Annotated in this window: 9 protein-coding genes; 4 read left to right on the top strand and 5 right to left on the bottom strand. The window is 70.8% G+C overall.

Going from position 1 to position 25454, the window contains the following annotated elements:
* Nucleotides 1-658: 658 nt before the first annotated feature.
* From F0U63_RS20865 to F0U63_RS20845, 5 genes are all read right to left on the bottom strand, one after another.
* Nucleotides 659-1390 carry a hypothetical protein gene (locus F0U63_RS20865; RefSeq protein ID WP_395847666.1) on the bottom strand — a complete coding sequence of 244 codons (732 nt, stop codon included), beginning with the start codon at nucleotides 1388-1390 and terminating at the stop codon, nucleotides 659-661.
* Nucleotides 1387-3165: a class I adenylate-forming enzyme family protein gene (locus tag F0U63_RS20860; protein ID WP_395847665.1), complete on the bottom strand. Its 1779-nt coding sequence runs from the start codon at nucleotides 3163-3165 to the stop codon at nucleotides 1387-1389. Before F0U63_RS20860 ends, F0U63_RS20865 begins: the two co-directional genes overlap by 4 nt.
* The gene (locus F0U63_RS20855) at nucleotides 3162-14015 is read right to left on the bottom strand and encodes an amino acid adenylation domain-containing protein (protein WP_395847664.1); all 10854 of its coding nucleotides are present in this window, start codon (nucleotides 14013-14015) and stop codon (nucleotides 3162-3164) included. Before F0U63_RS20855 ends, F0U63_RS20860 begins: the two co-directional genes overlap by 4 nt.
* A gap of 382 nt (nucleotides 14016-14397) precedes the next feature.
* The gene (locus tag F0U63_RS20850) at nucleotides 14398-14811 is read right to left on the bottom strand and encodes an imm11 family protein (protein WP_395847663.1); all 414 of its coding nucleotides are present in this window, start codon (nucleotides 14809-14811) and stop codon (nucleotides 14398-14400) included.
* A gap of 247 nt (nucleotides 14812-15058) precedes the next feature.
* Nucleotides 15059-20335 carry an AAA family ATPase gene (locus F0U63_RS20845; protein ID WP_395847662.1) on the bottom strand — a complete coding sequence of 1759 codons (5277 nt, stop codon included), beginning with the start codon at nucleotides 20333-20335 and terminating at the stop codon, nucleotides 15059-15061.
* Nucleotides 20336-20487: 152 nt separating this feature from the next.
* On the opposite strand from F0U63_RS20845, the gene F0U63_RS20840 reads away from it, so the two are divergent.
* The 4 genes from F0U63_RS20840 to F0U63_RS20825 all read left to right on the top strand — a co-directional run bounded on the left by F0U63_RS20840 (nucleotide 20488) and on the right by F0U63_RS20825 (nucleotide 25448).
* Entirely contained in the window at nucleotides 20488-20703 is a 216-nt protein-coding gene (locus F0U63_RS20840; RefSeq protein ID WP_395847661.1) for a hypothetical protein, read from the top strand.
* Between the two features lie 71 nt (nucleotides 20704-20774).
* Nucleotides 20775-21890, top strand: coding sequence for a transposase (locus F0U63_RS20835; RefSeq protein WP_395847660.1), 1116 nt, complete (start codon nucleotides 20775-20777; stop codon nucleotides 21888-21890).
* Nucleotides 21842-22273, top strand: a complete 432-nt coding sequence (locus F0U63_RS20830) for a transposase (RefSeq protein ID WP_395847659.1) — start codon at nucleotides 21842-21844, stop codon at nucleotides 22271-22273. The genes F0U63_RS20835 and F0U63_RS20830 overlap by 49 nt, the downstream gene beginning before the upstream one ends.
* A 46-nt stretch (nucleotides 22274-22319) precedes the next feature.
* Nucleotides 22320-25448, top strand: coding sequence for a protein kinase (locus tag F0U63_RS20825; RefSeq protein ID WP_395847658.1), 3129 nt, complete (start codon nucleotides 22320-22322; stop codon nucleotides 25446-25448).
* The last annotated feature ends 6 nt before the right edge of the window (nucleotides 25449-25454 follow it).

The raw sequence follows: 25454 nt of genomic DNA, 5'->3' as shown, positions 1-25454 counted from the left end.
GGAATTGGCAGTGTGCTGACTTGAGGTTCGACACTCCGCGCTCGGTGCGTCCCTGCGCTTGAACCTCACTCAACCTCGACATGGACGGCCTCAGTCACGCCACAGTAGCGCCTTCTTCCACCTCGACTGTCCCGCTCCCGGGGAGTTCACCCAAGCAGGTGCGGAGGAGGCGAACGAGGCGCTCCAGGCAGCGGCCAGCAAGGAGCCGCTGAAGGAGAGGACACCGCGAGTGAACTGGGCCGAGCTGCTCAGCAGGACGTCCGACTTGGACGTGTTCGCCTGCTTCAGGTGTGGAGGAAGGCGGCGGGTGCTGGCGGACGTGAAGCAAACGGGAGGGGTGAGAGCGATTTTGGAGCACCTGGGACGGCCTACGACAGGTGCGAGCCTGACCCCGGCGCGAGCGCCACCCCAGGGCGCTTGGTGTTGAGGCTTACCCCTCCACAGCCCAGAGACCTGGTGCCCCTGCCGCGCCTCTAATGGGAGGCTGGCCTGGACAGGCATGCCCAAGCAGGCTGCCTGGCCTCTGCATCGGCCCGGCGCACTGCTCGGCCGGCACCTGTCCGCAGCCCTCCTCGGCCCCTCTGCTCCAGCCCTCCCCCTCCACACGGCCTCTCTCCTGCCTATACGCGGTGGGGGGCTCCTTGCTGCTCTTCTGCCCTCAGCCCCCGTCGCCGGTGTCCTCGCAGGTGGCGGCTGAACTGCGGTGCTCCGCCAGGAAGATGGTCTGCGCCATCATGCGGTAACCGGACATGCCTTCGCGAAGGGTTTCAATGGACTCCTCCGGGTGCACCGAGTCGATCACGGCATGGGGCCCGACCGCGTTGAACTGGTGCGACACGCCCCGGGGGATCTGCATGTCCACCCAGGAGTTCGGTGGCACGACGACGTTGTACCGGTCCCGGTGCACGCCCTCCGGGGTGTCCGGCAGGCGGTCGACGAAGGCTTGCAGCGGGGTCGTCCAGTCCGGGCGGGAGCGGACGGTCAGCGGGGACAGGCTGGAGACGCGGATGGTGGTGTCCGGGCCGGTCATCATGCGCACGAAGCGCAGGCCGGTGTGCAGGTGCATGCGCGAGCAGATGCCGCGTTCCCGGGTGTCGTAGAAGTCCATCAGGTAGCGGTCGGCGAAGTAGCCCTCGAAGGGGGGGGCCAGCATGAACACGTCACCCTCCTCGAACGACTGCGCCTCCCTCAGCGCGCGGGGCGGTGTGGGGGACTCGTGTTCCCGCCGGTGGGCGTGGCGGACCAGCCCGGCGAGTGCGGTCACGACGGTCAGGGCGACTTCCGGGGGCAGCCGCACCACCGGGGTGATGCAGTTGCGGCCGGGGTCCTGGTGGCGTTCCAGGTCCAATACCTCGTCCTCGTGGTCGGGGACCTGCTTCATCCTGCTCATTCGTTGCCTCTGTTTCCGCTGGTCGGGGTGTGGGCCCACAGAACGCCGCCGAGGTCGTGGCGGCCCGCGCGCAGCAGTGCGCAGCCGACGACGGCGAAGCCCGTCTCGCGCAGCCTGGCGAGCCCGTGCCACCGGCCGCCCGGCTCCTGGGTGGGGTAATCCAAAAAGGACAGCAGTGGGCCGAGTGCCCACGGGCATCCGTCGGGGGTCGTGCTCGTGGGCAGGTGGCTGGACACCACCGCGTCCGGGTGGGCCTCGCGCAGGCGCTCGGCGAGTTCGGCGTACCCGGCCAGTGGCCATTCGGTGATCAACTGCTCGCGCCAGCGGGCTTTCGCCTCCGCCAGCTCGGGGTCGGCACGCCGGTGCCAGTGGGCGAGCATGAACTCCAGCGCCTCGAACACCGCCTCCTCCCCTTCCCGCGCGGGCTCGTTCACGTGCCCGGCCAGTGCTCGCAGCCCGGCATCGTCCACACCGGAGCGGAGCAGATCGTGCGCGGTGGCCGAGGCGTACCGCAGCAGCCGCTCGTACCGGGCGGGCGCGTACCGCAGCGCGACCAGCGAGCGGCCCATGGCCTTGCGCTGGGGTTTGCCCGTCGAGGTGGCCTGGAATCCGCCGAACTGCACCGAGGCGGGCCGCAGCGGGTTGTTCTCGCACACCGCGCGCACGGCCTCCACCGGCTGGTCCGTGGCGACGAGCCCGATCTCGTGGCCGAGCGTGGGTTCGGCGACGGCCACCGCCGCGAACCGCCCGCCGAGCCCGGCCTCGCGCCAGGTCCGCTCGACGTCCAGGGGGTGGTACTTCTCCCCTCCCCGGTTGATGCGCTCCCCTGCCCGGCCCCGCAGCACCAGCAGGCCCTCACGCAGCTCACCGAGGTCCCCGGTGCGCAGCCAGCCGTCCTCGGTCAGCGCCGCCGCCGTGGCCGCCGGGTCCTGCCAGTAGCCGCGCATCATGTCCGGGGTCCGCACCCACACCTCGCCGTCGACCAGCCGCAGCTCGGTCTCCGGCAGCGCCACGCCGACCGGCGGGTGCTGGTCCAGGTACTGGCGGGTGAACGCGGCCTCGTCGAGCAGGGGCGTGGTGAAGCTGAAGTTCATCGCCTCGGTCAGGCCGTAGCCCTGGCGCAGCCTCGGGCCGTAGCGGTCGTGGAAGCGGCGGGCCAGGTCCGAAGTCAGCGGCGCGGCCGCGGTGATCAGGTACTCCAGGTCCTCCGGCCACTCCGGTGCGACCTCCAGCAGGTCGGCCAGCAGCGCGGGCACGATGGAGGCCGTCCGGGCCCTGGCGGCACGCAGCGCGGCGAAGTACCCGGCCGGGTCCGCGCCGTTGTGCAGCACCAGCGGGGCGCCGGTGAGGTGCGTGCCCAGCAACGACATGACCAGCGCGTTGCAGTGGTACAGCGGCAGGCAGGTGCCGTGCGGCCGGTCGGGGGTGAGCCCGTGGAGCGCGGCGGTCTTGGCCGCGTTGCCCAGCACCGCCTTCCGGCTGAGCATGACGCCCTTCTGCGGGCCGGTGGAGCCCGAGGTGAACATCAGGAACGCCAGGCCCTCGGCATCCGGGTGCGCGGCGGGATGGCCGGTGTCGTGCAGCCCGTGCTCGTCCAGCACGGCGGAGGCGGCGACCCGGTCGACGATGCCGCGCACCGCGGTGTCCGTGCTGCGCGGGTGCAGGGGCACCGCGACGAGTTCGCGCTCGAAGCAGCCGAGCAGGGCCTTGGCCAGGCCAGGTCCGTTGGGCAGCCGCACCACCACTCGGGCTCCGGCGGGCAGGTGATCAATCATCGGTTCCTCCTCAGTTCGTTCCGGAGCAGCGCGCCGGCCTCGGCCACGTGCTCGGGCTGGAACACTTCGTGGTGCGCCGCGGCCAGCTGGTGCACGGTGAGCCGCCCGCCGACGTGCGGCCGCCACCGCTCGTGGTTCGAGCCGCCCGCCGCGTTGAAGTACACGACGTCACCCGGGTAGACCGGCGGTCGGTAGGCCCGCAGCAGCCGTTCGTTGTTGCGCGCCACCGCGGCCAGCGGCGCGCTGTCCCGGCCCAGCAGCCGGTTGATCCGCTCCTCGACCGGCCCCGCCTCGGCCACCGCACCCGCGACCGAGTCGACCACGACCAGCAGGCCGACGGGTGCGCCGAGTTCCCGCAGCCGCACGGCCATCGCATGTGCCACCAGGCCACCGAAGGACCAGCCGAGCAGGTGGTAGGGCCCGTCGGGGTGGGCGGCGCGCAGTGCCGTGACGTGGTGCTCGGCCAGTTCCTCGATCGAGTCCGGCAGGTTGTCGGTGTGCAGGCCGTACACCGGGTGCTCGCCGTCGAGGTGGGGCAGCAGGCCCGCGTACACACCGCTGAGGCCGCTCAACGCCGGAACGCAGCACAGCGGTGCGGCGGACCCACCGGTGCGCAGGGGCACCAGCGGACCCGTCTCGGCCGCTCCGGCGAGGCGCGCGGCGAGCGCCGCCGGGGTGGGTGCGGTGAACACGTCCCGCACGCCCAGGGCCACGCCGAACACCGCGCGCACCCGCGCGCTCAGCCTGGCCGCCACCAGCGAATGCCCGCCCAGCTCGAAGAAGTTGTCGCCGGGGCGGACCGAGGGCAGGTCGAGCACGTCGGCGAACAGCCCGCACAGCAGCTGCTCCTCCGGGGTGGCCGTGACCTCGGCGGCAACCGACCAGTCCGGTTCGGGCAGCAGGTCGCGCCGCACCTTCCCGTTGGCGCTCAACGGGAACTCCGGCACCGCGACCAGCCGGGCGGGCACCATGTGGTCGGGCAGGTGCCGCGCCAGGTGCGCGCTGATCGCGGGCAGGTCCGGTTCGGCGACGGCGGGCACCAGGTAGCCGATCAGCACTCCCTTGCGGTGCACGGTCACCGCGGCTGCGTGCACGTCGGCGTGCTGGGCGAGCACCGCCTCCACCTCGCCGAGCTCCACGCGGTGGCCGCGCACCTTGACCTGGTCGTCGGTGCGCCCGTGGAAGCGCAGCACTCCGTCCGCGCTCCGGGAGACGAGGTCACCGGTGCGGTACATACGGCTCCCGGGCGGCCCGTACGGGTCGGGCAGGAAGCGCGAGGCGGTGAGGCCTGGCTGGCGCAGGTAGCCGGTGGCCACCCCGTCCCCGGCCAGGTAGAGCTCGCCGAGCACACCGGGCGGCACCAGGTTCAACCGCGAGTCCAGCACGTGGCAGCGGGTGTTCCACAAGGGACGTCCAATGGGGACGGTCGCGCCGGAGGCTCCGGTGACCGGGTGCAAGGTGGACCACACGGTGGTCTCGGTCGGCCCGTAGCAGGCCAGCAGCGAGGACACCTGGCCGCGCAGTTCCTCGGCCAGCCCACCGGGCACGGCCTCACCGCCGATCAGCGCGCGCACCCGGCGCAGGCACTCCGGGCGGCGGGCGGCCAGTGCGTGCCACAGCGAGGGCGTCGCCTGCACCACGGTGACCTGGCGGCGCTCCACCAGGGCCAGCAGCTCGTCCGGCTCACGCACGGTGTCTCGGTCCGCGAGCACCTGCGCGGCCCCGGTCACCAGGGGCGCCAGCAGTTCCAGTTCGGAGATGTCGAATCCGACCGGTGCGGAGGCCAGCACCCGGTCCGCCGGGGTGAGGCCCAGCCGCTCGCGCATGGCGTGCAGCAGGTTGAGCCGTGCGGACCTGGGCACCACCACGCCCTTGGGTCGCCCGGTGGACCCAGAAGTGTACCGGACGTAGGCGGTGTCCTCGGGCACCGGTGTCCCCGGGTGGGCCGTGACGCGCAGTCCGTTCTCGTTGTCCACCACCAGCGCCGGTCGCGCGTCGGCGAGCAGCGCGGTGAGGCGTTCCGGTGGCAGCCCGGGTTCCAGGGGCAGGTGGGCCGCGCCGACGAGGTCGGCGGCCAGCATCGCGGTGGGCAGGTCGGCGGTGCGGTGCAACACCAGGGCGATCAGGCTGCCCGGACCGGCTCCGAGTGCGCGGAATTGCTCGGCGAGCTGCTCGACCCGCTCCGCGAGCTGCCCGTAGGTGAGGTCGTCCACCGCCAGCGCATGGGGAGTGGCGCGCGCCCGTTCGGCGAACAGGGCGTGCACCGAGGTGTCCGGCACGCTCCGCGCGGTGTCGTTCCACCGGGTGAGCAGCCGTTCCCGCTCACCGGGCACGAGCACCGGCAGGTCGGTGACCGGGCGGTCCGGGTCGGCGACGGCGGCGCGCAGCAGCAGCTCGAGGCGGGTCAGCAGCAGTCGCGCCGTGGCGGGGGTGAAGAGCTCGGTGTTGTACTCCAGCAGCCCGTCGATCCCGTCGGATTCCTGGCGCAGGCTCCACAGCAGATCCAACCGCGAGGCCCCACCGTGCACGGCCACGGGTTCGGCGCGCACCCCGGGCAGGGAGAACTCGGCGGCCGGGGTGTCCTGGATGGCCAGCATCACCTGGAACAGCGGGTGCCGGGACAACGAGCGCGGCGGGTTGAGCGCCTCCACCACCTGCTCGAACGGCACGTCCTGGTGGGCGAACGCGTCCAGGTCCACCGCGCGCACCCGAGCCAGCAGCTCCGCGAAGGTGGGCGCGCCGGACAGGTTGGTGCGCAGCACCACGGTGTTGATGAAGCAGCCGACGGTGTCGTGCAGCGCGGCGTCGTGCCTCCCGGCGACCGGGGTGCCGATGGGGATGTCCGCGCCCGCGCCGAGACGGTGCAGCAGGCTGGCGATCGCGGCGTGCAGCACCATGAACACGCTCGCCCGGTGCGCGCGGGCTAGCTCGGTGATCCGGCCGTGCAGGGCGGCGTCCAGCCGGAAGCCGACGGTCTCACCGCGGTGCGCGGACACCGCCGGCCGGGGGTGGTCGGTGGGCAGCGGCAGCACGTCCGGGATGCCCCGCAGCACCTCGACCCAGTGGGCCGAGTCGGTGTTGCGTTGCTGGAGCGCGTAATCGGCGTACTGCACCGGCACGTTCGTCCACTGTGGACTGTTCCCGGCGAGTCGGGCGCGGTAGGCGGTGGACAGGTCGCGGGCCAGCGGGGACAGGGACCAGCCGTCGGCGGCGATGTGGTGCAGGACGAGCAGCAGCACGTGTTCTTGCGGCCCGGTGCGGCAGAGCAGCGCGCGCACGGGCAGTTCGGCGGTGAGGTCGAAGACGTGCCCGGCGGCCTCGGCGAGCCGGTCGGCCAGCGCCGACTCGGGCACCTCGAGCGAGTGCACGGGCAGCTCATCGGCCGAGCAGATCCGCTGGCCGGGTTCGCCGCCGCCCTCGACCACCTTGGTGCGCAGGCTCTCGTGCCGCTCGAGCACGTCGTGCAGTGCCGCCCGCAGGGAGTCCTCGTGCAGCTCACCGCGCAGCCGGGTGGCGAAGGCCATGTTGTACACGGAGTTGGGCCCGGCGAACTGGCTGAAGAACCACAGCCTGCGCTGGGCAGCGGACAGCGGGATGTGCGCGGGCCGGGCCACGGGGGTGAACGCGGTGTCCGGCGCGGTGGGCCCCTCCGGCAGGCAGCGGGCCAGGTCGGCCACCACGGGGGCGTCGAAGAGGGTGCGGATGCCCAGCACCGCACCGGTTTCCGCACGCACCCGGTTGATCAGCCGGGTGGCCAGCAGCGAGTGCCCGCCCAGGTCGAAGAAGCTGTCCTCCGCGCCGACCTCGGGCACGTCGAGCACTTCGGCGTACAGCGCGCACAGCAGCTTCTCCATCGGCGTGCGGGGCGGCCTGCTCACCGGCAACGTGGACTGCGGCCTGGGCAGCGCCCTGCGGTCGAGCTTGCCATTGACGGTCAACGGGATCGCCGGCACCGGCACCACGAACGCGGGCACCATGTACTCGGGCAGCACGCTCCGCGCGTGCTCGCGCAGTCCGGCCGCGTCCAGGTCGCCGGTCAGCACGGCGTAGCAGACCAGCCGGTCCCCATCGGGCAGCACCACGGCCTGGACCACCGAGGGATGCCGTTCCAGGACGCGCTCGACCTCGCCGGGCTCGATGCGGAAGCCCCTGATCTTCACCTGCTGGTCGGCACGGCCCAGGTACACCAGGCCGCCGTCCGGGCGCCGCCGGGCGAGGTCCCCGGAGCGGTACATGCGGTCGCCGGGGGCACCGAATGGGTCGGGGACGAACCGGGTCGCGGTGAGCTCGGGCCGGTTCAGGTAGCCGCGCGTCACGCCGGGCCCGGCCACGTAGATCTCGCCGGGACAGCCGGGCGGCACCGGCCGCAGGGCGTGGTCGAGCAGGCGCAGCCGCAGGTCAGGCAGCGCGACCCCGATCACGCTGGCGGTCTCGTCCGGGTCATCGAGCTCGATGTAGCTGGAGTGCACCGTGGTCTCGGTGATCCCGTACATGTTGACCAGCTTCGGCCCGCCGGGCCGCCGCCAGGCGCGGATGCGGCTCAGCTCGAGTGCCTCCCCGGCGAAGACCACCACGCGCAGCGCCAGGTCGGCCGGGGGCAGTTGGTAGAAGGCCGACGGGGTCTGGCTCAGCACGGTCACGCGCTCCCGCGCCAGCAGGGCGACGAACTCCTGCGGTGACCGGGTGACGTGCTTGGGCACCACCACGAGCCGCCCGCCCTTGGCCAGCATGGTCCACAGCTCGAACACCGACACGTCGAAGGCGTACGAGTGGAACAGCGTGTGTACGTCGTCGGGGCCGAACCCGAACCAGGGGTCGGTGGTGTCCAGCAGCCGCACGACGTTCTGGTGCGACACCACCACGCCCTTGGGCACACCGGTCGAGCCGGAGGTGTGGATGACGTAGGCGACGCCGTCCGGATCCGCGCGCGGCCCGAGGTCGTGCTCGGGGTATGCCTCCGACGGGTCAACCCGGTCGAGCACCAGCACCGGCTTCACCGCGGCGAGCACCTGCCGCAGGCGTTCCTCGGGCTGGTCGGGGTCCATGGGCACGTACCCCGCGCCGGACTTGAGCACCGCCAGCACCGCGACCACCAGGTCCAGCGAACGCGGCAGCACCAGGGCCACCAGGCGTTCCGGGCCCGCCCCCCGTGCCACGAGGTGGTGGGCCAGGCGGTTCGCGCGGGCGTTGAGCTCGCGGTAGGTCAGGTGCTCGCCCTCGAAGGTGACAGCCACGGCGTCCGGGCGTGCCCGCACCTGGGCCTCGAACAGCTCGGGCAGGGTGCACCGCCGCGCGGTCTCCGGGGCGGAGACCGGCTCGTGCTCGTCGGGCAGCAGCAGATCGAGACCCCCCAGGGAGGCCTCCGGCCGGTCGGCGAACTGCGCGAGGATCGAGGCGAGCCGGGCGAGCAGCCGGCGCGCGCCATCGGCGTCGAGGACGTCGGCGCTGTGGTCCAGTCGCAGCCGCCCGTGTTCCCCGGGCATCACGACGAGTGTCAGCGGGTAGTGTGTGCCGTCCAGGCCCCGCGCGTTGCGCAGCACCAGCCCAGGCAGCGCCTCCTCTTCCAGGGGGTAGTTCTCGAACACCACCACCGTGTCGAACAGCTCCGACTGCCCGGCCAGGGCCTGGAGTCGCGTCAGGTCCACATGCTGGTGGTCCAGCACGGCCAGCTGCTGTTCGCGCAGTGCGGCCAGTGCGTCCGAGACCGTGCGGGCCGGGGCCAGTCCGACCCGGACCGGGATGGTGTTGATCAGCAGGCCGACCATGCCCTCCGCGCCGGGCAGCTCCGGCGGCCTGCCGGACACCGTCGCACCGAAGACGACGTCCTGCCTGCCGGTCAGCGCGCCCACCAGCACGGCCCAGGCCAGCTGCACCACGACGTTCGGGGTCACCCCATTCCGACGGGCGACCTCGGCGATCCCGGCGGGCAGGTCCGCCTCGCACCGCAGCCGGGCCGAGGCCGAACCCCGCCTGCTGGGACCGCCGACCAGCGTCGGTCCGTCCACGGTGGACAAGATGTCGCGCCAGGCCGCCTCGGCGGCGTGCGGGTCGCGGGTGGCGAGCCAGTCCAGGAAGTCGCGGTAGGCGGGGGCCGGGGGCAGCGGCTGCCCGGCATACAGGCCGAACAGCTCCTTCACCACGATCGGCATGGACCAGCCGTCCAGCAGGATGTGGTGGGTGGTCAGCACGAACACGTGCCGGTCGGCGGCACGCCGTTGCAGGGCGGCGCGGAACAGCGGCGGGCGGGCCAGGTCGAAGCGCCGCTGCCGGTCCTGCGCCAGGAAGGCCTCCAGGTCCTCATGCGCGGGCAGGTCGTGCCAGGGCACGGTGAACTCCGGGTCCACCACCTGCACCGGCCTGCCCGCCGGACTCTGCCGCACCCCGGCGGACAGCTGCGGGTGGCGCAGCAGCAGCCGGTGCAGGGCGGTGCGCAGCCCGGCCGCGTCCAGAGCGCCTTCCAGCTCGAAGACGAACTGCACCAGGTACGGGTCGGCGCCGTCGTGGTCGTAGAGGGAGTGGAACAGCAGCCCCTGGGCCAGCGGCGGCAGCGGCAGCGCGCCGGTGGCCCGGGCACGGGCCCGGGTGCCGAGCGCGGTCAGCACCTCGAACCAGCGTTCGGCCAGCGCGCTGATCTGCTCGCGGGGGAGCAGCCGGCCCGGCCAGGACCAGTTCGCCACCAGCCGGGGACCGTCGGGGTGTTGGGCGAGCACCGCGTCCAGCTCCACCGCGTGGGCCAGCGCGAGCGATCCGCCGGTGGTCGCACCGACCACGGTGGCCTCGGGCAGCACCGCCCAGTCCCCGTCTCCGTTGACGTCGAAGTGGCCCAGGTAGTTGAACGCGTACCGAGGGGCCGGGACCCCGGCCAGGAGCGGCGCGGTCTGCGGGTTGAGGTGGCGCAGCAGGCCGTGGCCGAACCCGGTGCGCGCCAGGCCCTTCAAGGTCTCGCGCACCCGGGCGACCGCGCCGTCCAGGTCGACAGGGTCGGTGGGCCAGGGACAGCCCGCGTCGAGCTGGACGGGATAGAGCGTGGTGAACCAGCCGACCGTGCGGGAGAGATCGAGACCGTCGGCGAACTCCTCGCGCCCGTGGCCCTCCAGCTCCACCCGCACCGGGCCGGTGGCCAGCGCGAACGCGGTCAGCAGCAGCTCATACACCGAGCAGTCGAAGGCGGTCGCGGCCTTGGTGAGGAAGTCCGCGGCCAGGCTGATCGAGTGCCACTGCCGGGTGTCCTCGGTGTCCAGCGAGGGGTCCAGCGCGCGGTCGCCGACCGGCGGGTCCGCGACCGGGGCGAGCCAGCGGGGCAGGTCCGCCAGCACGTCGGGGTGATGGGCGTGCTGGAGCAGGGCCCGCGCCCACTGCGGGAACGGCGTGCCGGTGGCGGGCAGCTTCGGGGCGCGGCCACCGCGGACCGCCGCCCAGGCCGTGTGCAGGTCGTCGAGCAGGATGCGCCAGGACACGCCGTCCACGCACAGGTGGTGCGCGGTCAGCGTGAGCCGATCCTCGCGCCAGGTGGCGTGCAGGACGTGGCCGAGGGCCAGGTTGATGGGCCGGTCCAGCACAACGGTGACGCGCTCCAGCACCCGCAGCGCCCACACCCCCTGCACTTCGGACAGTGCGAGGCGCAACATGCCGTGGTGGTCGACCAGTGCCTGGACCACGGCGCGCACCTGCTCGGCCGTGCACCCGGCCGGAGTGCGCACGGTCATCGACTGGACGAACCGGTTGTCCGGCGCGCCCCGGCCGCGCAGCCAGTGCATGACCGGTGTGAGCGGCACGATCGGATCGTAGGGATCGCCGAGGGCCAGGCTGCGGCCGCGCGCGGCGGGCAGCGCGAGGCCCTGGGCCAGTGCGGTGACGGTCGGGGCGCGGAAGACGTCGGAGGTGCTGACGGCCAGCCCGGCGCGCTGTGCGGCGGCGGCGAGCTGAATGGCCCGGATGCTGTCGCCGCCGAGCTTGAAGAAGTCCCCGTCCACGGGCACCTCGGCCCGGCCGAGCACCTGCGCGAACAGCTTCGCGAGGGTCCGCTCGACGGCCGAGCCGGTGGCGCGCACCGGCTCGGGTGCGGGGGCATCGGGGTTGGGCAGGGCGGCGCGGTCGAGTTTCCCGTTGCGGGTCAACGGCAGCGCGGCCAGCCCGACCACGGCCGAGGGCACCAGGAACGGCGGCAGCCGCTCACCGAGCCGCTCCAGCAGCCCGTCCGGGACCTCGCCGACGACGTAGGAGACCAGGCGGCCCTCGCGCATCACGGTCGCGGCCTGCCGCACCCCCGGCTGGGCCAGCAGGGCGGCGTCCACCTCACCCAGCTCGACCCGGAAGCCGCGCAGCTTGACCTGGCCGTCGGCGCGCCCGGCGAACTCCAGCTGCCCGTCGGCGTTCCAGCGGGCCAGGTCGCCGGTGCGGTAGACGCGGGCACCGGGCGGACCGGACGGGTCGGGCAGGAAGCGCTCGGCGGTGGCACCCGGCCGGTTCAGGTAGCCCAGGGCCACGCCCGCGCCACCCAGGTAGACCTCGCCGGTGGTGCCGAGCGGTACGGGGCGCATGGCCGCGTCGAGGAGGAGCACCCGCATGCCGTCGAGGGGACGGCCGATGGGGACCACGTCGGTGACCGGGCCCGCGGGGTAGCGGGTGGCGAAGACGGTGGTCTCGGTCGGGCCGTAGCCGTTGACGACGGTGAGCTTGGGCAGCGCCTCCCGCACGGCGCGCACGGCTGCGGGGGAGACCACGTCACCGCCGGTCCACACCTGGCGCAGCCCGGCGAGGCAGCGCGGGTCCTGGGTGGCGATCGCGTTGAACAGCCCGGCGGTGAGCCACATCCCGGTGACCCCGGTGGTGGTGAGGGTGCGGGCCAGCTCGCCGGGGTCGAGCCTGCCGGGCGGGGCGAGCACGATCTCGCCGCCGGTGAGCAGCGGTATCCACAGCTCCAGGTTGATCGCGTCGAAGGCCTGCGAGGAGTGCAGCAGCACCCGCTCGGCTCCGCCCTCGGTCCACCAGCGGTCGGCGGCGAGGTCGACCAGGTTGGCGTGGGTGACGGCGACGCCCTTGGGCGTGCCGGTGGAACCCGAGGTGAACATGACGCAGGCCAGGTCATCCCCGCCGACCTCCGGGCACGCGGCGCCCGGGCCAGTGCCGTTGACGGTCAGCACGCGCAGACCGGGGGCCGTCGCGTCCACCTGGTCGGTGAGCAGCAGCCGGGCCCCGGAGTCGGCGAGCACGACCGCGCGCCTGGGCGGCGGGTCCTCGGCGAGCAGGGGCACGTAGGCCGCGCCGGACTTGAGCACGGCGAGCACGGCGACCACCAGGTCCACCGAGCGCGGCAGCAGCAGCGCGACGTTGCGGCCGGGTCCGGCACCCGCCCCGGCGAGCCGGGCGGCCAGAGCGGTGGCCCGCGCGTCCAGCTCGCGGTAGGTCAGCCGCCGCCCGGTCGCCGGGCAGTGCACCGCGGCGGCCTCCGGCTGTTGGCGGACCCGCGCGGCGAAGGCCGAGGGCACCGTGCTGGCTCGCGCCGCCTGTGCGGCCCCGGTGCCCAGATCTATCAGGTGCGCGCGCTCGGCGGCCGTGGTGGGCTGGATGTCGACGAGGGGCGTGTCCGGGGTGGCCTCGACCAACTGCCACAGCACGTGCTCGAACCGCTCGCCCAGTTCCCGCAGCCGCTTGGGGGAGCACGTGGTGGGGTTGGCGTCGAAGTCCAGGCGCAGCCTGCCGTCAGCCCGGTCGTAGGCCACCACGGACAGGTCCTCCGACGGCGGGGCCTGGAGGTTGTGCACGGTCACCGTCGCCGAGCCGAAGCGCAGCACGTGGTCGAACCGCTGGATGTTGAGCACCGGTCCGAAGAACTTCCGCCCGTCCTCCGGCAGCCCCAGCTCGCGCCGCAGGCGTTCGCCCCGGTACCGCTGCCGCGACCGGATGGCGAGCAGTTGCGCCGACACCTCCTGGAGCAGCCCACCCACGGTGCCCGCCAGGTTGACGCGGACGCGCAGGGGCACCACGTTGGCCGTCATGGCGGGCACGTCCACCTCCGCCGCGCGGCCGGAGACGGGCAGGCTGAGCAGCAGGTCCGGCTGCCCGGTGACGGCATGCACGTGCACGGCGGTGGCCGCGGCGAGCACGCGGGACCACCGCGTCCCCAACCGCTCGGCGCCCTGCCGCAGCCGGGCGAACTCCCCTTCCTCCAGCACTCGGGTCCACCGCACCGAGGACTCGGCGGCGGGCGCGGCGCGCGACCCGACCACCACCGGCTCCGGCCGGTCGGCCAGCCGTGCGAGCCACCACTCGCGGTCCTCGGCCAGCGCGGCCGAGTCGCGGTACGCCTGCTCGGCCGAGGTCACCTCGGCCAGAGCGGCCCACCCGGGTCCAGGGACGGCGAGCCCTTCCCGGAGGCACTCGTAGATCTCGGCCACGCGCCGCACGAGCAGCGCCATGCCCGCGCCGTCGAGGGCGATGTGGTGCACCCGCAGGAACACCCACTGCCGCTCCTCGGCCAGCCGCAGCACGGCACCCAGGAACAGCTCCTCGCCCGCCGCCGCGAGGCGCTCCGCCATCCACGCCCGCGCCGAGGCGACGGGATCGGGGGCCTCCCGGAAGTCCACGGTGGTCACCCGGGGTTCGACGGAGTCCAGGACCCGTTGCCGGGGAAGGGAATCGGCCGTCTCCTCGAAGACCACCCGGAGCGCCTCGCACTCCGCGGCGGCCCGCGTGAGAGCGGCGGTCAGCAGGTCGGTCCGGACGGTCCCGCACAGGTCCAGGTACTCGGCCCACTGGTAGGAACCGGGACGGCTGTACCCGGCGCGCTCGGCGAGCCATACACCGGTCTGGGCATCGGACAGTTCGAGTTCAGCGCTCTGGTCGACCACGTGGGAGGTGTCCTCACCAGCTTGTGTGGGTCAGCGGGGCGCCCTTCTAGCATGAAATGTTTTGGAACAAAGGAAATTCTGCTTTTACTCGTTCCAGCGTACCATTGAAGGAGGGCGTCGGCTTGATTCCGTCGGCGGCGAGGTAGCCGTTCGTCGTTGCTTGCCCTATCACCCGTGTACGGTGTGGAAGTCTTGCCCGATAAGATTATCAGAAACTGAAACACTGCCGGGTGTAGCGGGTCCTGCATGCCGCCCCGCGTCACCCCAGGGGCAGTTCCAGCGTGGCCGTGGCGCCCAGGCCCGGCCCGTCGCTCACCAGGGTGAATGGAAGAGAAGAGAGGTGTCGGCGATTCACCCCACCGCCGATCCTCACGAGGATTGGCTATACCTCCTTGAACTTCGTCCCCGTGGCCCCGACGCTCTCCAGTGCATCCTTGAGTTGCTCGGAGACAATGAGGGCCACCGTCCATCCCCACGTGCGGAATACTTTGGCGTCATCTACCTTCGAGGGGGCGATACGCAGGCCGTACACGGCCCGGTACTGTCCGGTCTTCTCTGGCCTCCCATCTTCTGGCTTCCAATATCGCACCTCCTCGGAAGCGTGATCGTCGATGCACTTCACCACACGGGTGACGTTGAGGATACGGTACTGATCGGAACAGCCCTCGATCTCCACCGGAAAGAACTGCACATCATTTTTGGCTAGTTCAATGAATACAGATTCAACCCTGACATGGACAATAGGGATGCCAAACGCCGCTTGGGAAAAGTCGAGCGGTTGACCCGCTAGCTTCACAGGAGCCCGGATGCGCCCTTCTATCTCGGCAGGCTCCCCCCCTCATGAGCAGAGCGGGCCAGACTTCGTCTCCACGCTCATCACTGAGTTTGCCCAACTCCCATCGACCAGGAACAGCCACATCGTCGGATAGCTTGTAGTACCTTGTCATGAGGGCTCCTCTTATTTCGAACTCTTGGTGATGAGTTTGGAGGAGACCGGCCTATGAAAACGGTAATCACGAGACGATGAAGCACCAGACCCATGCTCACCCCAGGGGCAACTCCAAGGTGGCCGTGGCGCCCAGGCCTGGCCCGTCGCTCTCCAGGGTGAGCCGGCCTCCCAACAACTTCGCCGCCAGGGCGCTGGAGTGCAGGCCCAGGCCGTGCCCCCCTTCCCTCGTGGTGAAGCCCTGGGCGAAGAGTCGCTCGCGGATCTCCGGCGTGAAGCCCATGCCGGTGTCCACCACCTGGATGCAGGCCATGTCGTCCCGGGCCCAGAGCCGCACGCGCAGGTGCCGCCGCCCCTCGGGCAGGCTGTCCATGGCGTTCTTCGCGTTGCTGATGAGGTTGACGAGGATCTGCAACACCTTGTGCTTGTCCAACCGCACCCGGGGAAGCCTGACGAGCTCCTGGGTGACGGAAACCCCGTGGTGCTGCAGCGAGGGCAACTGGATGCTCAGCGCGTCGTCGACGAGCTGCGACAGCTCACACTCCTCGGTGAGCAGGGTGCCGTGGGAGTAGTTCTGCTGCACCTGGACGATGACCCGGATGTGCTCGAGGTGCTTGGCCATGGCGCCCATGCTGTCCTGGAGCGTTCTCTGCTCGCGCAGCAGCTCGTTGCCCAGCGCGGAGAAATAGGCCGGCAGTTGCAGGCCGCGTGGATCCCGGGTGAGGAAGTCCGCCAGGTCCCCCTGGTGCTCCTCGATCAGGGTGGAGATCTGCTTGAGCCGGCCCAGGCGCGAGACATTCACCGTCTCGGTCATGCTCTGCAGGTTGACGACGGCGCTGGTGAGCACGTTGCCCACGTTGTGCAGCACGTTGGCGGCCACCTCCGCCATCCCCACCGCGCGCGCGGCGCCCACCAGCCGTGCCTGGGCCTGCTTCAGCTCGTGCGTGCGCTCCTCCACGCGCTTCTCCAGCTCGTCATTGGCCGTACGCAGCGCCGCCTCCGCCCGCTGCACCTCGGCGTAGAGCCGGGCGTTCTCGATGGAGATGGCCGCCTGGGAGGCCAGGTGCCCGAGCAGCGCCAGGCGCGAGGGCGTGAAGGCATTGGTGGCCAGCCCGTTCTCCAGGTACAGCACGCCGCGGAACGCCTCCTGGCGCAACAGGGGCAGGCAGAGCACCGAGCGGGCCCCGCCCTGCTCGAGCCAGGGATCCGACGAGAAGGGATGCGGCTGAGAGACATCCCCGATGAGCACGTGCTCGCGGGTGCGCCGGGTATACGCGATGAGGCTCCAGGGCAGCCGGGATTCATCCGCTCCGGCGGCGTCCTGGGGGGACGGGCCCACCACGGAGACCACCGAGAGCTTGTCGCCATGCGGCAGCAACAGGGCGCCGCGCTGGGCTCCGGCGTTCTCGATGGCCGCTCGCAGCAGCGTGGCCGCCAGCCGCTCGAGGACGATCTCCCCCGAGACGGCCTGCTGGGCCTTGACCAGGGTGAGCGCGTCGATCTTCGTGGAGTCCGTTTCCGCGACGCGCTCGGAGGCCGCCGGCGAGGAGGCCAGGTGGGGCCACTGGGCCTCCAGGTGCTGGACCTTGCCCTGCGCACCCCAGCGCGCCCATGCGTCCCGAGCCTGGCGCGCATAGGAGTCCCCGAGCGTCTTCAACTTCCGCTCGTACCAGAAGCGGGCGGCGAGCTCGCACGCCAGGGCGACCTGCTGGATGAAGCCGTGCGTGCGCGCGGAGTCGTGCGCCTCCTCGTAGGCGCGCAGGGCCTCGCCCTCCCGATCCTCGATGCGGGCCAGCTCCGCGAAGACCATCCGCTCCGGGGCCCGGAAGGTCCCGGGCTGGTTGGCGGCCCACTCGGCGAGCTGTTGATGATGCTGGAGCAGGGTCTGCTTCGCCCCCGAGCGCTGCTCCGGAGTCATCTTCGCGTGGCAGGCCGCCAGGCTCAGGGCATGGAAGAGATGGAAGTCGAGGACCTGGATCTGACAGAACGACGCCCAGGCCAGCTCGGCGGCCCGGTTGCCCGCCTCGAGTGCCTCGGCCCAGGCGCCCGCGAGGAAGCGCGCCTGCATCTTGAAGCTCCAGTACCAGAAGCGCATGGTGCTCATGCGCGCGGGCGTCAGCCCGGCCTCGAAGGTGGCCTCGTCGAAGTCCTCCCCCGTCAGCGAGCCGAACGTGGAGACACCGCGCAACTGCCGCACGTAGCGCTGGACGTGATGCACGATGGACTGCACGTCCGGGAAGCTCGCCTTGCGCACGAAGGCCAGGCGGATGACCGACTCCTGGTCCACCTCTTCCAGGTGGTGCCCCAGCATGAGCCGCACCGCGCTGATGTGGGTGCAGCAGTAGCTGGCGATCAGCAGATCACTCGCCTGGAGCGCGTGATGGAAGCCCCTGCGCATGAACTCCAGGGAGTTGCCAAGGGGCTGGGTCCAGTCGTTGAGGGTGCCCTGGATGTAGAGGATCTTGCCGCGAAAGGTGGAGAGCGCATGCCGCTCGACGATGGCCGCGGCGAGCCGGCCGAAGGCATGGCCCTCCTGGTAGCGCTTGAAGATGGAGCCCAGCACCAGGCCGTACCAGCCATACCCCTGCGCGGCCGAACCGTTGAGCCCGTGGTGGATGCTCAGACAGACCATCCGGCACAGGTTGACGATGAGCAGGTTCGTGTTGGTGAAGTACGCGGGCGCGAACATGGCGCCCAGCACGCTCATCGCCGCCTCGATGTCCGGGTCCGTCATGCGCGGCAGCTCGATCAGGCTCTCGATGGACCGCCCTTCCATCAACGCCCAGACCTCCGCGTTGGCGGCCAGGACCTCGTCCCACGAGGGGCTCGCGGACATGGGAATGCCCATCTGCGCGAGGCACTCCACCAGACAGGCGATGGCCGCGGAGATCTCACTGGCGGCCACATGGATGCTGCTCTTCAGGCGGTAGACCGCCGCGGTGTCCGTGCGCGTCCGGGCCTGGGGCAGCAGCTCCTCCACCAGACGGCGGGCCTCGGCGGCCTTGCCGCTCATGAACTCACAGGTGGCCCGATCGAGCTGGATCCGGAAGGTCAGCGCGGGATCCGCCTCCCACGGGTCTCCCGGAATCAACCGGTAGGCAGTGGCGAGGTAGGTCGCGGCCGAGCGGAACGCGGTGGTGGCCTTGGCGTTGCGTCCCGCCTTGGCGTTGAGCCGCGCCAGGCGCAGGCGCTCCGCCGGCTCGTCGATGAGCTCCATCCCGGCGTTCAGGTGGCTCACGATGTCGAAGAGCTGATCCTGCACCGTCTCGGGCGGCAGACGATCGAGCAGGAGGCGGCCGATGCGCAGGTGCACGGCCTTGCGCTGCGGCTCGGGGATGAGGGCCTGGGCCGCCTGTTGGATGCGATCATGAAGGAAGCGGAACTGCTCGCCCGATCCGGTCCGCATCAGCATGCCCTCCTGGAGCGCGGGCTCCAGGCCCCGGGACACCTCGGAGGACTCCTCCATGTGGGAGATGAGGCGGAGCAGCTCCAGGGAGAAGGCGTTGCCCACGCAGGCCGCGAGCCGCAGCAGGTGCTGCGTGCCCAGGGGAAGCTGGCGCAGCTTGCCGGCCATGAAGTCGACGACGTTGTCGGAGTAGCCCCGGGCGCGGCTGGCGGCGGCGTCCCAGCGCCACGGGCCCTTGGGCAGACGCACCAGGAGCCCGTCCTGGTGGAGCGTCAGCAGGAACTGCTGCAGGAAGAAGGGATTGCCGCCGGTCTTCTCGAGCGCCAGCACCGGCAGCGACTCGAGCACCTCGTCCCCCGCGCCCGGCAGCGCGTCCGCGACGAAGCGCCGCACCTCCTCGAGCGTCAACGGCTCGAGGTGCAGCTCGGTCATCCGCGCCCCGGCCGCGCGCAGCCCGTCCACCGTCTGCGCGAGCACGTGCGAGGCGTCCACCTCGTTGTCGCGGTAGGCGCCGATGAGCAGCACTGGAGGCGTCTCCGGATGGGTGAGCAGTTGCTGGAGGAGTTGGAGGCTGGCCAGGTCCGCCCACTGCAGGTCATCCAGGAAGAGGACGAGGGGGTGCTCGGGCGTGGCGAACACGCCGAGGAACTTGCGCAGGACGAGCTGGAAGCGGTGCCGGGCCTCGGCGGGAGGCAGCTCGCCGACGGAGGGCTGCTTGCCGGCGACGAGCTCGAGCTGGGGCACCACGTCCACGAGAACCTGGCCCTGCCCCTCCCATGCCTCGTTGAGCCGCGCGCTCCAACGTGCGAGCTCCTCGTCGCTGCTCGCGAGGAGCTGTTGCGTCAGGCCGCGGATGGCCTGGGCCAGGGTGACGTAGGGGATGTCGCGCTGGAGCTGATCGAACTTGCCGTTGAGGAAGAAGCCGCGCTGGCGCACCACGGGCCGGTGCAGCTCGTGCACCACGGCGGACTTGCCGATGCCGGAGTAGCCCCGGACGAGGAACAGCTCGGGCCGTCCGCTCTGGGCCACGCGCTCGAACCCCTGGAGCAGGGCGGCGGCCTCGGAGCCGCGCCCGTAGAGGCGCTGGGGGAGCTGGAAGTGCGTGGGGTGGTCGTGCTCGCCCAGGGGGAAGTCCTCGTGCACGCCGCGCAGGAGAGAGTCCTTGCACCGCGCGAGGTCCGCCGCGAGCCCCTCGGCGCTCTGGTAGCGCTCCTCGGCGACCTTGGCCATGAGCTTGAGGACGATGGCGGACAGCACGGCGGGCAGGTCCGGCACGCGCTCCAGCGGGGGCTGGGGTGCCTGGGCCATGTGGGCATGGAACCACTCGAGCGCGTCACGCGCCTGGAAGGGGCGGCTGCCCGTGAGCACTTCATAGAGGGTGACGCCCAGCGAGTAGAAATCGGAGCGGTGGTCCACCGCGCGGTTCATGCGCCCGGTCTGCTCCGGAGACATGTACGCCAGGGTGCCCTCGATGAACGTGGCGGGAGCGGCCTCCACGTGCTCGACGAGCTGGAAGGTGGCGGCGCCGAAGTCGACGAGGCGGGCGTCCCCGGACGGCGTGACGACGATGTTGGCGGGCTTGATGTCCTTGTGGATGACGCCATGGCGATGGACCTCCGCCAGGGTGGACACCAGGGAGAGGGCCAGCTCCAGGGCCCGGAGCACCTCGAAGGGGCGGCCGACGAGCGTGGACAGGGGCTCGCCCTCCACCGCCTCGAAGAGGAGCACCGGACGCTCCTGGAGCACCTCGCAGCCCAGTGCACGCGAGACGCCGCGCACGTCGCGCAGCCGCTGGAGGATGTCGAACTCACGCCGGTAGCGCTCGAGCGCCTGCGGGTCCGGCCCGGAAGACAGGGGTGTCTTGAGGACGAGGGACGTGCCATCGGCATCACTCACCGCGTGGAAGAGCCGGTTGGTGCCCGTGGACCTGAAAGCCCCTCGAAGGGTGTAGCCTGGAATGGTCAGCATGCCGAGTAGGTGAGACGGGATCCTACCGCAGGGGCGTTCGAGGCGGGCGGTGACGTACCTGTCCTCGAGGACACGGGTGCGCACGGCCTTCACTCCGAGGCAACCCGAGCGCTCCACGAGGGCGCACCGCGGGTCCGGGATATACAAGCCGCATGGAGCGTATTGGAACCCTCGTGGGCCCCTATCGGGTGCGGCATCTGTTGGGCACGGGCGGAATGGGGCAGGTCTTCTCCGCCGTCCACGAACACCTCCAGCAGGAAGTCGCCCTCAAGCTCCTCCTGCCCGAAACGGCCGCGAATCCCCAGCTCGTCGCGCGCTTCCTCCAAGAGGGCAAGGCCCTAGGAGCTTGTCGGAGAATCCCACCGTAGAGGGTGGGCCGGAGGGGTGATGCCCCAGGTGGTCCTTCAGAGGGGAGGCGAGTTCTGGTTGAAGGTGGAGGGTGAGCACCCCGTCGACGAAGAAGCCGGAGCAGGCCGCGCTGTTGGAAGTAGCCACCAAGGAGAAGCCGAGGCGGGAGGAGACGAAGAGCTCCGCCCGGTTCAGCTCGCCGAGGCCGTTCCGGGAGTGGCAACCGGAGCAGGGGCAGTTGCTGCCGCAGTATGCGCGGGAGGTGCTGGGAGAAGGACACCTGGCGAGCTTCTTCGTCGAGCTGCGCAAGGCGCTCGACTTCAGCCCCATCCTGAGTGCGTACACGAAGGAGTGCGGCCAGCCGGCCTACCACCCGGTGATGATGGCGCTGCTGCTCATGTACGCGTACGCACGAGGCATTACGAGCAGCCGGGAGATTGAGAGGCGGTGCGAGACGGACATCGCCTTCCGCTATCTGACGGGAGGAGGGAGGCCCGACCATGACACGGTCTGCGCCTTCCGGGTGAGGCACCTGGAAGCCTTCCGCGCGCTCTTCGTGGACACGCTGAGACTGGCGCGCGGCTCGGGGCTCAAGAAGCTGGGGCATGTGTCGGTGGACGGCACGAAGGTGAAAGCCAATGCCAGCAAGCACAAGGCCATGAGCTACGGACGCATGGAGGAGGCCATGAAGAAGCTGGACGAGCAGATTGACAGGCTATTGGAGCAGGCCGCGGCACTGGATGCCGAGGAGGACAAGCGCTACGGCAAGGGCAGGCGCGGGGACGAGCTGCCCGAGGAGCTGAAGAATCCAGAGAAGCGGGCCGAGCGTCTGCGGCAGGCGGCACGTCAGCTGGAGGCGGAGAAGAAGCGCGAGCTGGCGGCGCAGAAGAAGAAGCGCCGGGAGAAGATTGGCCAGGCCAAGAAGGACTTGGAGAAGGAGGCCCGGGAGAAGGCCGAGGCCCGGGGAGAAAACCCCGAGGAGGCCAGGCCTGGCGAGAAGGCGCAGCGCAATTTCACCGACCCGGACTCCAGAATCATGCCCCGGGCAGGCAGCTTCCAGCAGTCCTACAACGCGCAGGTGGCGGTGGACGCGGACAGCCAATTGATAGTGGCGCAGCAGGTGGGCAGAGCGGCAACGATGCGCGGCAGCTCGAGCCGATGGTGGAGCAGACGCGCGACAACACGGGGCTGTTGCCCGTGCAGTTGAGCGCGGACTCGGGCTACTTGTGCCAGGAAGACATAGAGAAGGTGCAGGCCCAGGCAGTGGAGTGCTTTGTCGCCACGGGCCGCTCCAAGCACGGACAGGAGCCAGAAGCGGCACCCCGCGGACGCCCGCCCAAGGACTTGAGCTTCAAGGGGCGGATGCAGCGCAAGCTGCTGACGAAGCGAGGCCGTGCGGCCTATGCCCGACGCAAGGTGACGGCCGAGCCCGTCATCGGGCAGGTGAAGAATGGGACGCTGCCGCGCTTCTCTCTGCGGGGTCTGCACAAGGTAAGCGGAGAATTCTCCCTGGCGTGCGCAGTGCACAACCTCAAGAAGCTGTGGCGCAAGGGCAGGCAGTTGCCCGTGCTGGTGGCGCAGCCCGCCTGACGGGCGGGCCCCACGCCCGTCGAGCCGCGGAGACAGGCACCTCCTGGTGCCTGCTACGCTCGGACGTGCTCCTAGCCGATTCGCCGACAAGCTCCTAGCGCGGCTCCGGCACGCGGGCGTCGTCCAGGTCCTGGCCTGTGAGCGACTCCGGGACGGCACCGTCTACCTCGCCATGGAGCTGCTCCCGGGCGGCTCCTTGCGCGAGCGGATGAACCGCGTGCCGGGAATCCCCCGAGACGAGGCCCTGGAGCTCGGCCGGCGCATCGCCGAGGTGATGGCCGACGTGCACGCCGAGGGCATCGTCCACCGGGATCTGAAGCCCGAGAACATCTTCCTGTGTCCCGACGAGCGCGACCCCTGGGGTTACCAGCTCAAGCTGCTGGATTTCGGCATCGCGAAGGTGCCACCGGAGGAGGGGCCGCGGTTCGATACCCAGCTGCAGACCCAGGATCTCGAGCGGCCTCTCGGCACCTTCAGGTACATGGCCCCGGAGCAGTTGCTGGACCCATCGCGAGCCGATGGCAAGGTGGACGTCTATGCGTTGGGAGTCCTGCTCTTCGAACTGCTGGCGGGAAGAGCGCCCTTCGAGTCGACCAATACCTACGAACTGGTGAACCAGCACCGGAAGGAGCAACCGCCCCCGCTCTGGGAGCTCGTGCCGGACCTTCCGCCGACGCTCTCCACCTTCATCGCCTCCATGCTCGCCAAGGATCCACGGGAACGGCCCGGGATGGCGCTCTGTCTGGAGCGGCTCGGCCACCGCTGGGACGAGGGGGAGAAGCTCCTTCCCGGACTCGCGGCCTTCACGGAAGCCCAGAGCGGCCTGTTCCTCGGCCGGCGGGCGGAGGTGGACACCTTGCTGGAGTGGCTCGAGTCCTCCCGGGCGGGCCGTCACCGCTGGGTCCAGGTCGAGGGACTCAGTGGCGTCGGCAAATCCTCGCTGCTCCAGGCCGGGCTGCTTCCCCGGATGAAGGCGCATCCGTCGCGGGGAACGCCTCGTTGGCGGGTGGTCCACGTGCGTCCTTCAGGGATGCGCGAAGCACTCCCCGCCCAACTGGAGGAACAGACTCCTCCCGGATGCCTGGTGTTGGTGGTGATCGATCCATTGGAGGACTTCTTCACGCTCGACGAGGCCGAGCGGCAGTGGCTGGATGAGCGGCTGTCCACCGCGCTCGCCGTGCCCGACGGGCGCTTGCGGCTGCTCACGACGCTGCGCGTTGAGTTCAGCGACCGCTTGGAGCAACTGCCACGCCTCTCCCGCCAGCTCAACGACGCCAGGCGCTACAGCCTGCGCCCCATGGAGGGAGAGGCGCTGGTCCGGGTCATCGAGGAGATGGCCTGGCGCGCGGGATTGCGGCTCTCGAAAGGTCTGCCGGAGCAGATGGTCCGGGAGACGGCCAGCGAGGGCAACCCACTCCCCCTGCTCGCCCATACCCTCCAGGAGCTCCGGGCACTGCAAGGAAGCGAGGTTCTCACCCATGAGCGCTATGCCCAGCTGGGGGGCGTGAGAGGTTCGCTGGCCCGGCGGGCCGAGGAGCTGCTCGAGGAGCTGGGGCCTCCCAGGCTCGAGTGTGCCAAATGGATGGTGCTCTCGCTCGTGCAGGTCAGCAAGGGATTGCCCACCCTCCGCCGCACCCGTCCCCGGCAGGAAGTGCTCGCCGCGGCGGGCGGCGGTGCCCTGGCCGAGGAGGTGTTGTCGCGGCTGTCCGGAATGCGCGCCGCCCCTGGCGGCTCCGTGGATCGGGCCCTTCGACTCGTCATCGTCTCGGGCGGACCGGAGCCCTCCACACAGCGGCTCGAGTTGATCCACGACACCCTGCTCCAACAGATGCCTTCCATCGCGAAGTGGATCGAATCGGAGCGCACGAGACTGGAGCGTCTCACGGACCTGGAGTTCACCGCCCAGTCCTGGGAAGAGGCGCGCTGTCCACGCAGCGACCTGCCCACCGGGAGTCTGCTCGAGCACTACCTCGAGTCGGCCCGCGCGCCCTCTCCACGGGGTCCCCCGGTGCGCACGACCAGTGAGCGGGCGGCTCGCTTCCTGGAAACCGCGCGGCGTTTCGACCGGCGGCGTTCACTGCTCCGGCTGGTGTTGGGCATGGCCCTCGTGGCCACCACGGTCTGGGCCCTCTGGGAAAAGCAGCGCGCCGAGAGCACGCTCCAGAAGCTCATCGGAATCACGAAGACGTTCGTCATGGATGTCGACTGGCAGCTGGGAAGGCGGCCGTATACGCAGGAGCCCCGCCTGGAACTGCTCACGCACTTCGGCGCGTTGCTCGATGCACTTCCCCGCCGCGACCAGGAGGTTCTCGACGTCCTGCGGACCACCATCGCGACCCTGCACCGGCGAAGCGACTTCGCCTTCCATGACGAGACCCTCTCCGCGACCCGTCAGTTCCTGGACGACGGGCGGAGCGCGATACGACGAGGTCTGGAGCTCCACCCCCAGAGCCTGGACCTGATGTTCGAAGCGGGGATGAACGCGTCCAAGTGGGGCAAGCTGGCCATGGCGCTCGGACAGCTGAAAGAGGCACGCGAATTCTTCAGCCAAGCCCTTGAGCGCTTCCAGACACCGCCTTCCAACTACAAGCCCGTGGATCACCGCCGATCACTCGCGACGAGCCACTCCGAGTTCGGCGACCTGGAACTCGCCGACGGCCACCCCACCGAGGCGCTCCAGAGTTACGACAAGGCCATCGCCCTGTTCGAGCAGAACGCCGCCACACAGGACTTGTACGATCAATGCCTGCTGGTGGAGACACGAGGCTCTCGCGCCGAGGCCGCCCACGCCGCCAGGGAATGGAAGGCCGCCGAGGACGGCTTCCAGCTCGCCGAGAAACAGGCTCGTTCCATCAGTGAGAAGGATCCCGGCGACACCTATTACCGCTGGGTGCTCGCCCGGCTCCTCTTCAAGCACGCGCGGTTCCAGGCCGACCGGGGTGCACGTCCCCGGGCGGTGGCGCTCTACCAGGAGGCCGTGCGGCTCGGACGCACCCTTCACGAAGGAGAGGCGCCCAACAAGCGCTATGGGCTGGTCCTGGCCGAGGGCTTGCTTGGCCTCGAGTCCCTGCTCGACGACCCCAGGGATGCGCATGAAGAACGCTGTAGGCTGATTGACTACTTCGTGGCCCGCGACCCCGAGGACCCCCGCTTCCGAGCGCTGGCCTGCCCCTGAAACCGG

Source organism: Cystobacter fuscus (genome assembly GCF_044360685.1).
GTDB lineage: Bacteria > Myxococcota > Myxococcia > Myxococcales > Myxococcaceae > Cystobacter > Cystobacter fuscus_C.
This window is presented reverse-complemented; position numbering and strand designations above follow the sequence as displayed.

Coding starts and splice junctions, on each gene's coding strand:
- F0U63_RS20860 (WP_395847665.1), bottom strand. CDS start 3,165: ATGATTGATCACCTGCCCGCCGGAGCCCGAGTGGTGGTGCGGCTGCCC.
- F0U63_RS20845 (WP_395847662.1), bottom strand. CDS start 20,335: ATGCTGACCATTCCAGGCTACACCCTTCGAGGGGCTTTCAGGTCCACG.
- F0U63_RS20865 (WP_395847666.1), bottom strand. CDS start 1,390: ATGAGCAGGATGAAGCAGGTCCCCGACCACGAGGACGAGGTATTGGAC.
- F0U63_RS20840 (WP_395847661.1), top strand. CDS start 20,488: ATGGAGCGTATTGGAACCCTCGTGGGCCCCTATCGGGTGCGGCATCTG.
- F0U63_RS20830 (WP_395847659.1), top strand. CDS start 21,842: ATGGTGGAGCAGACGCGCGACAACACGGGGCTGTTGCCCGTGCAGTTG.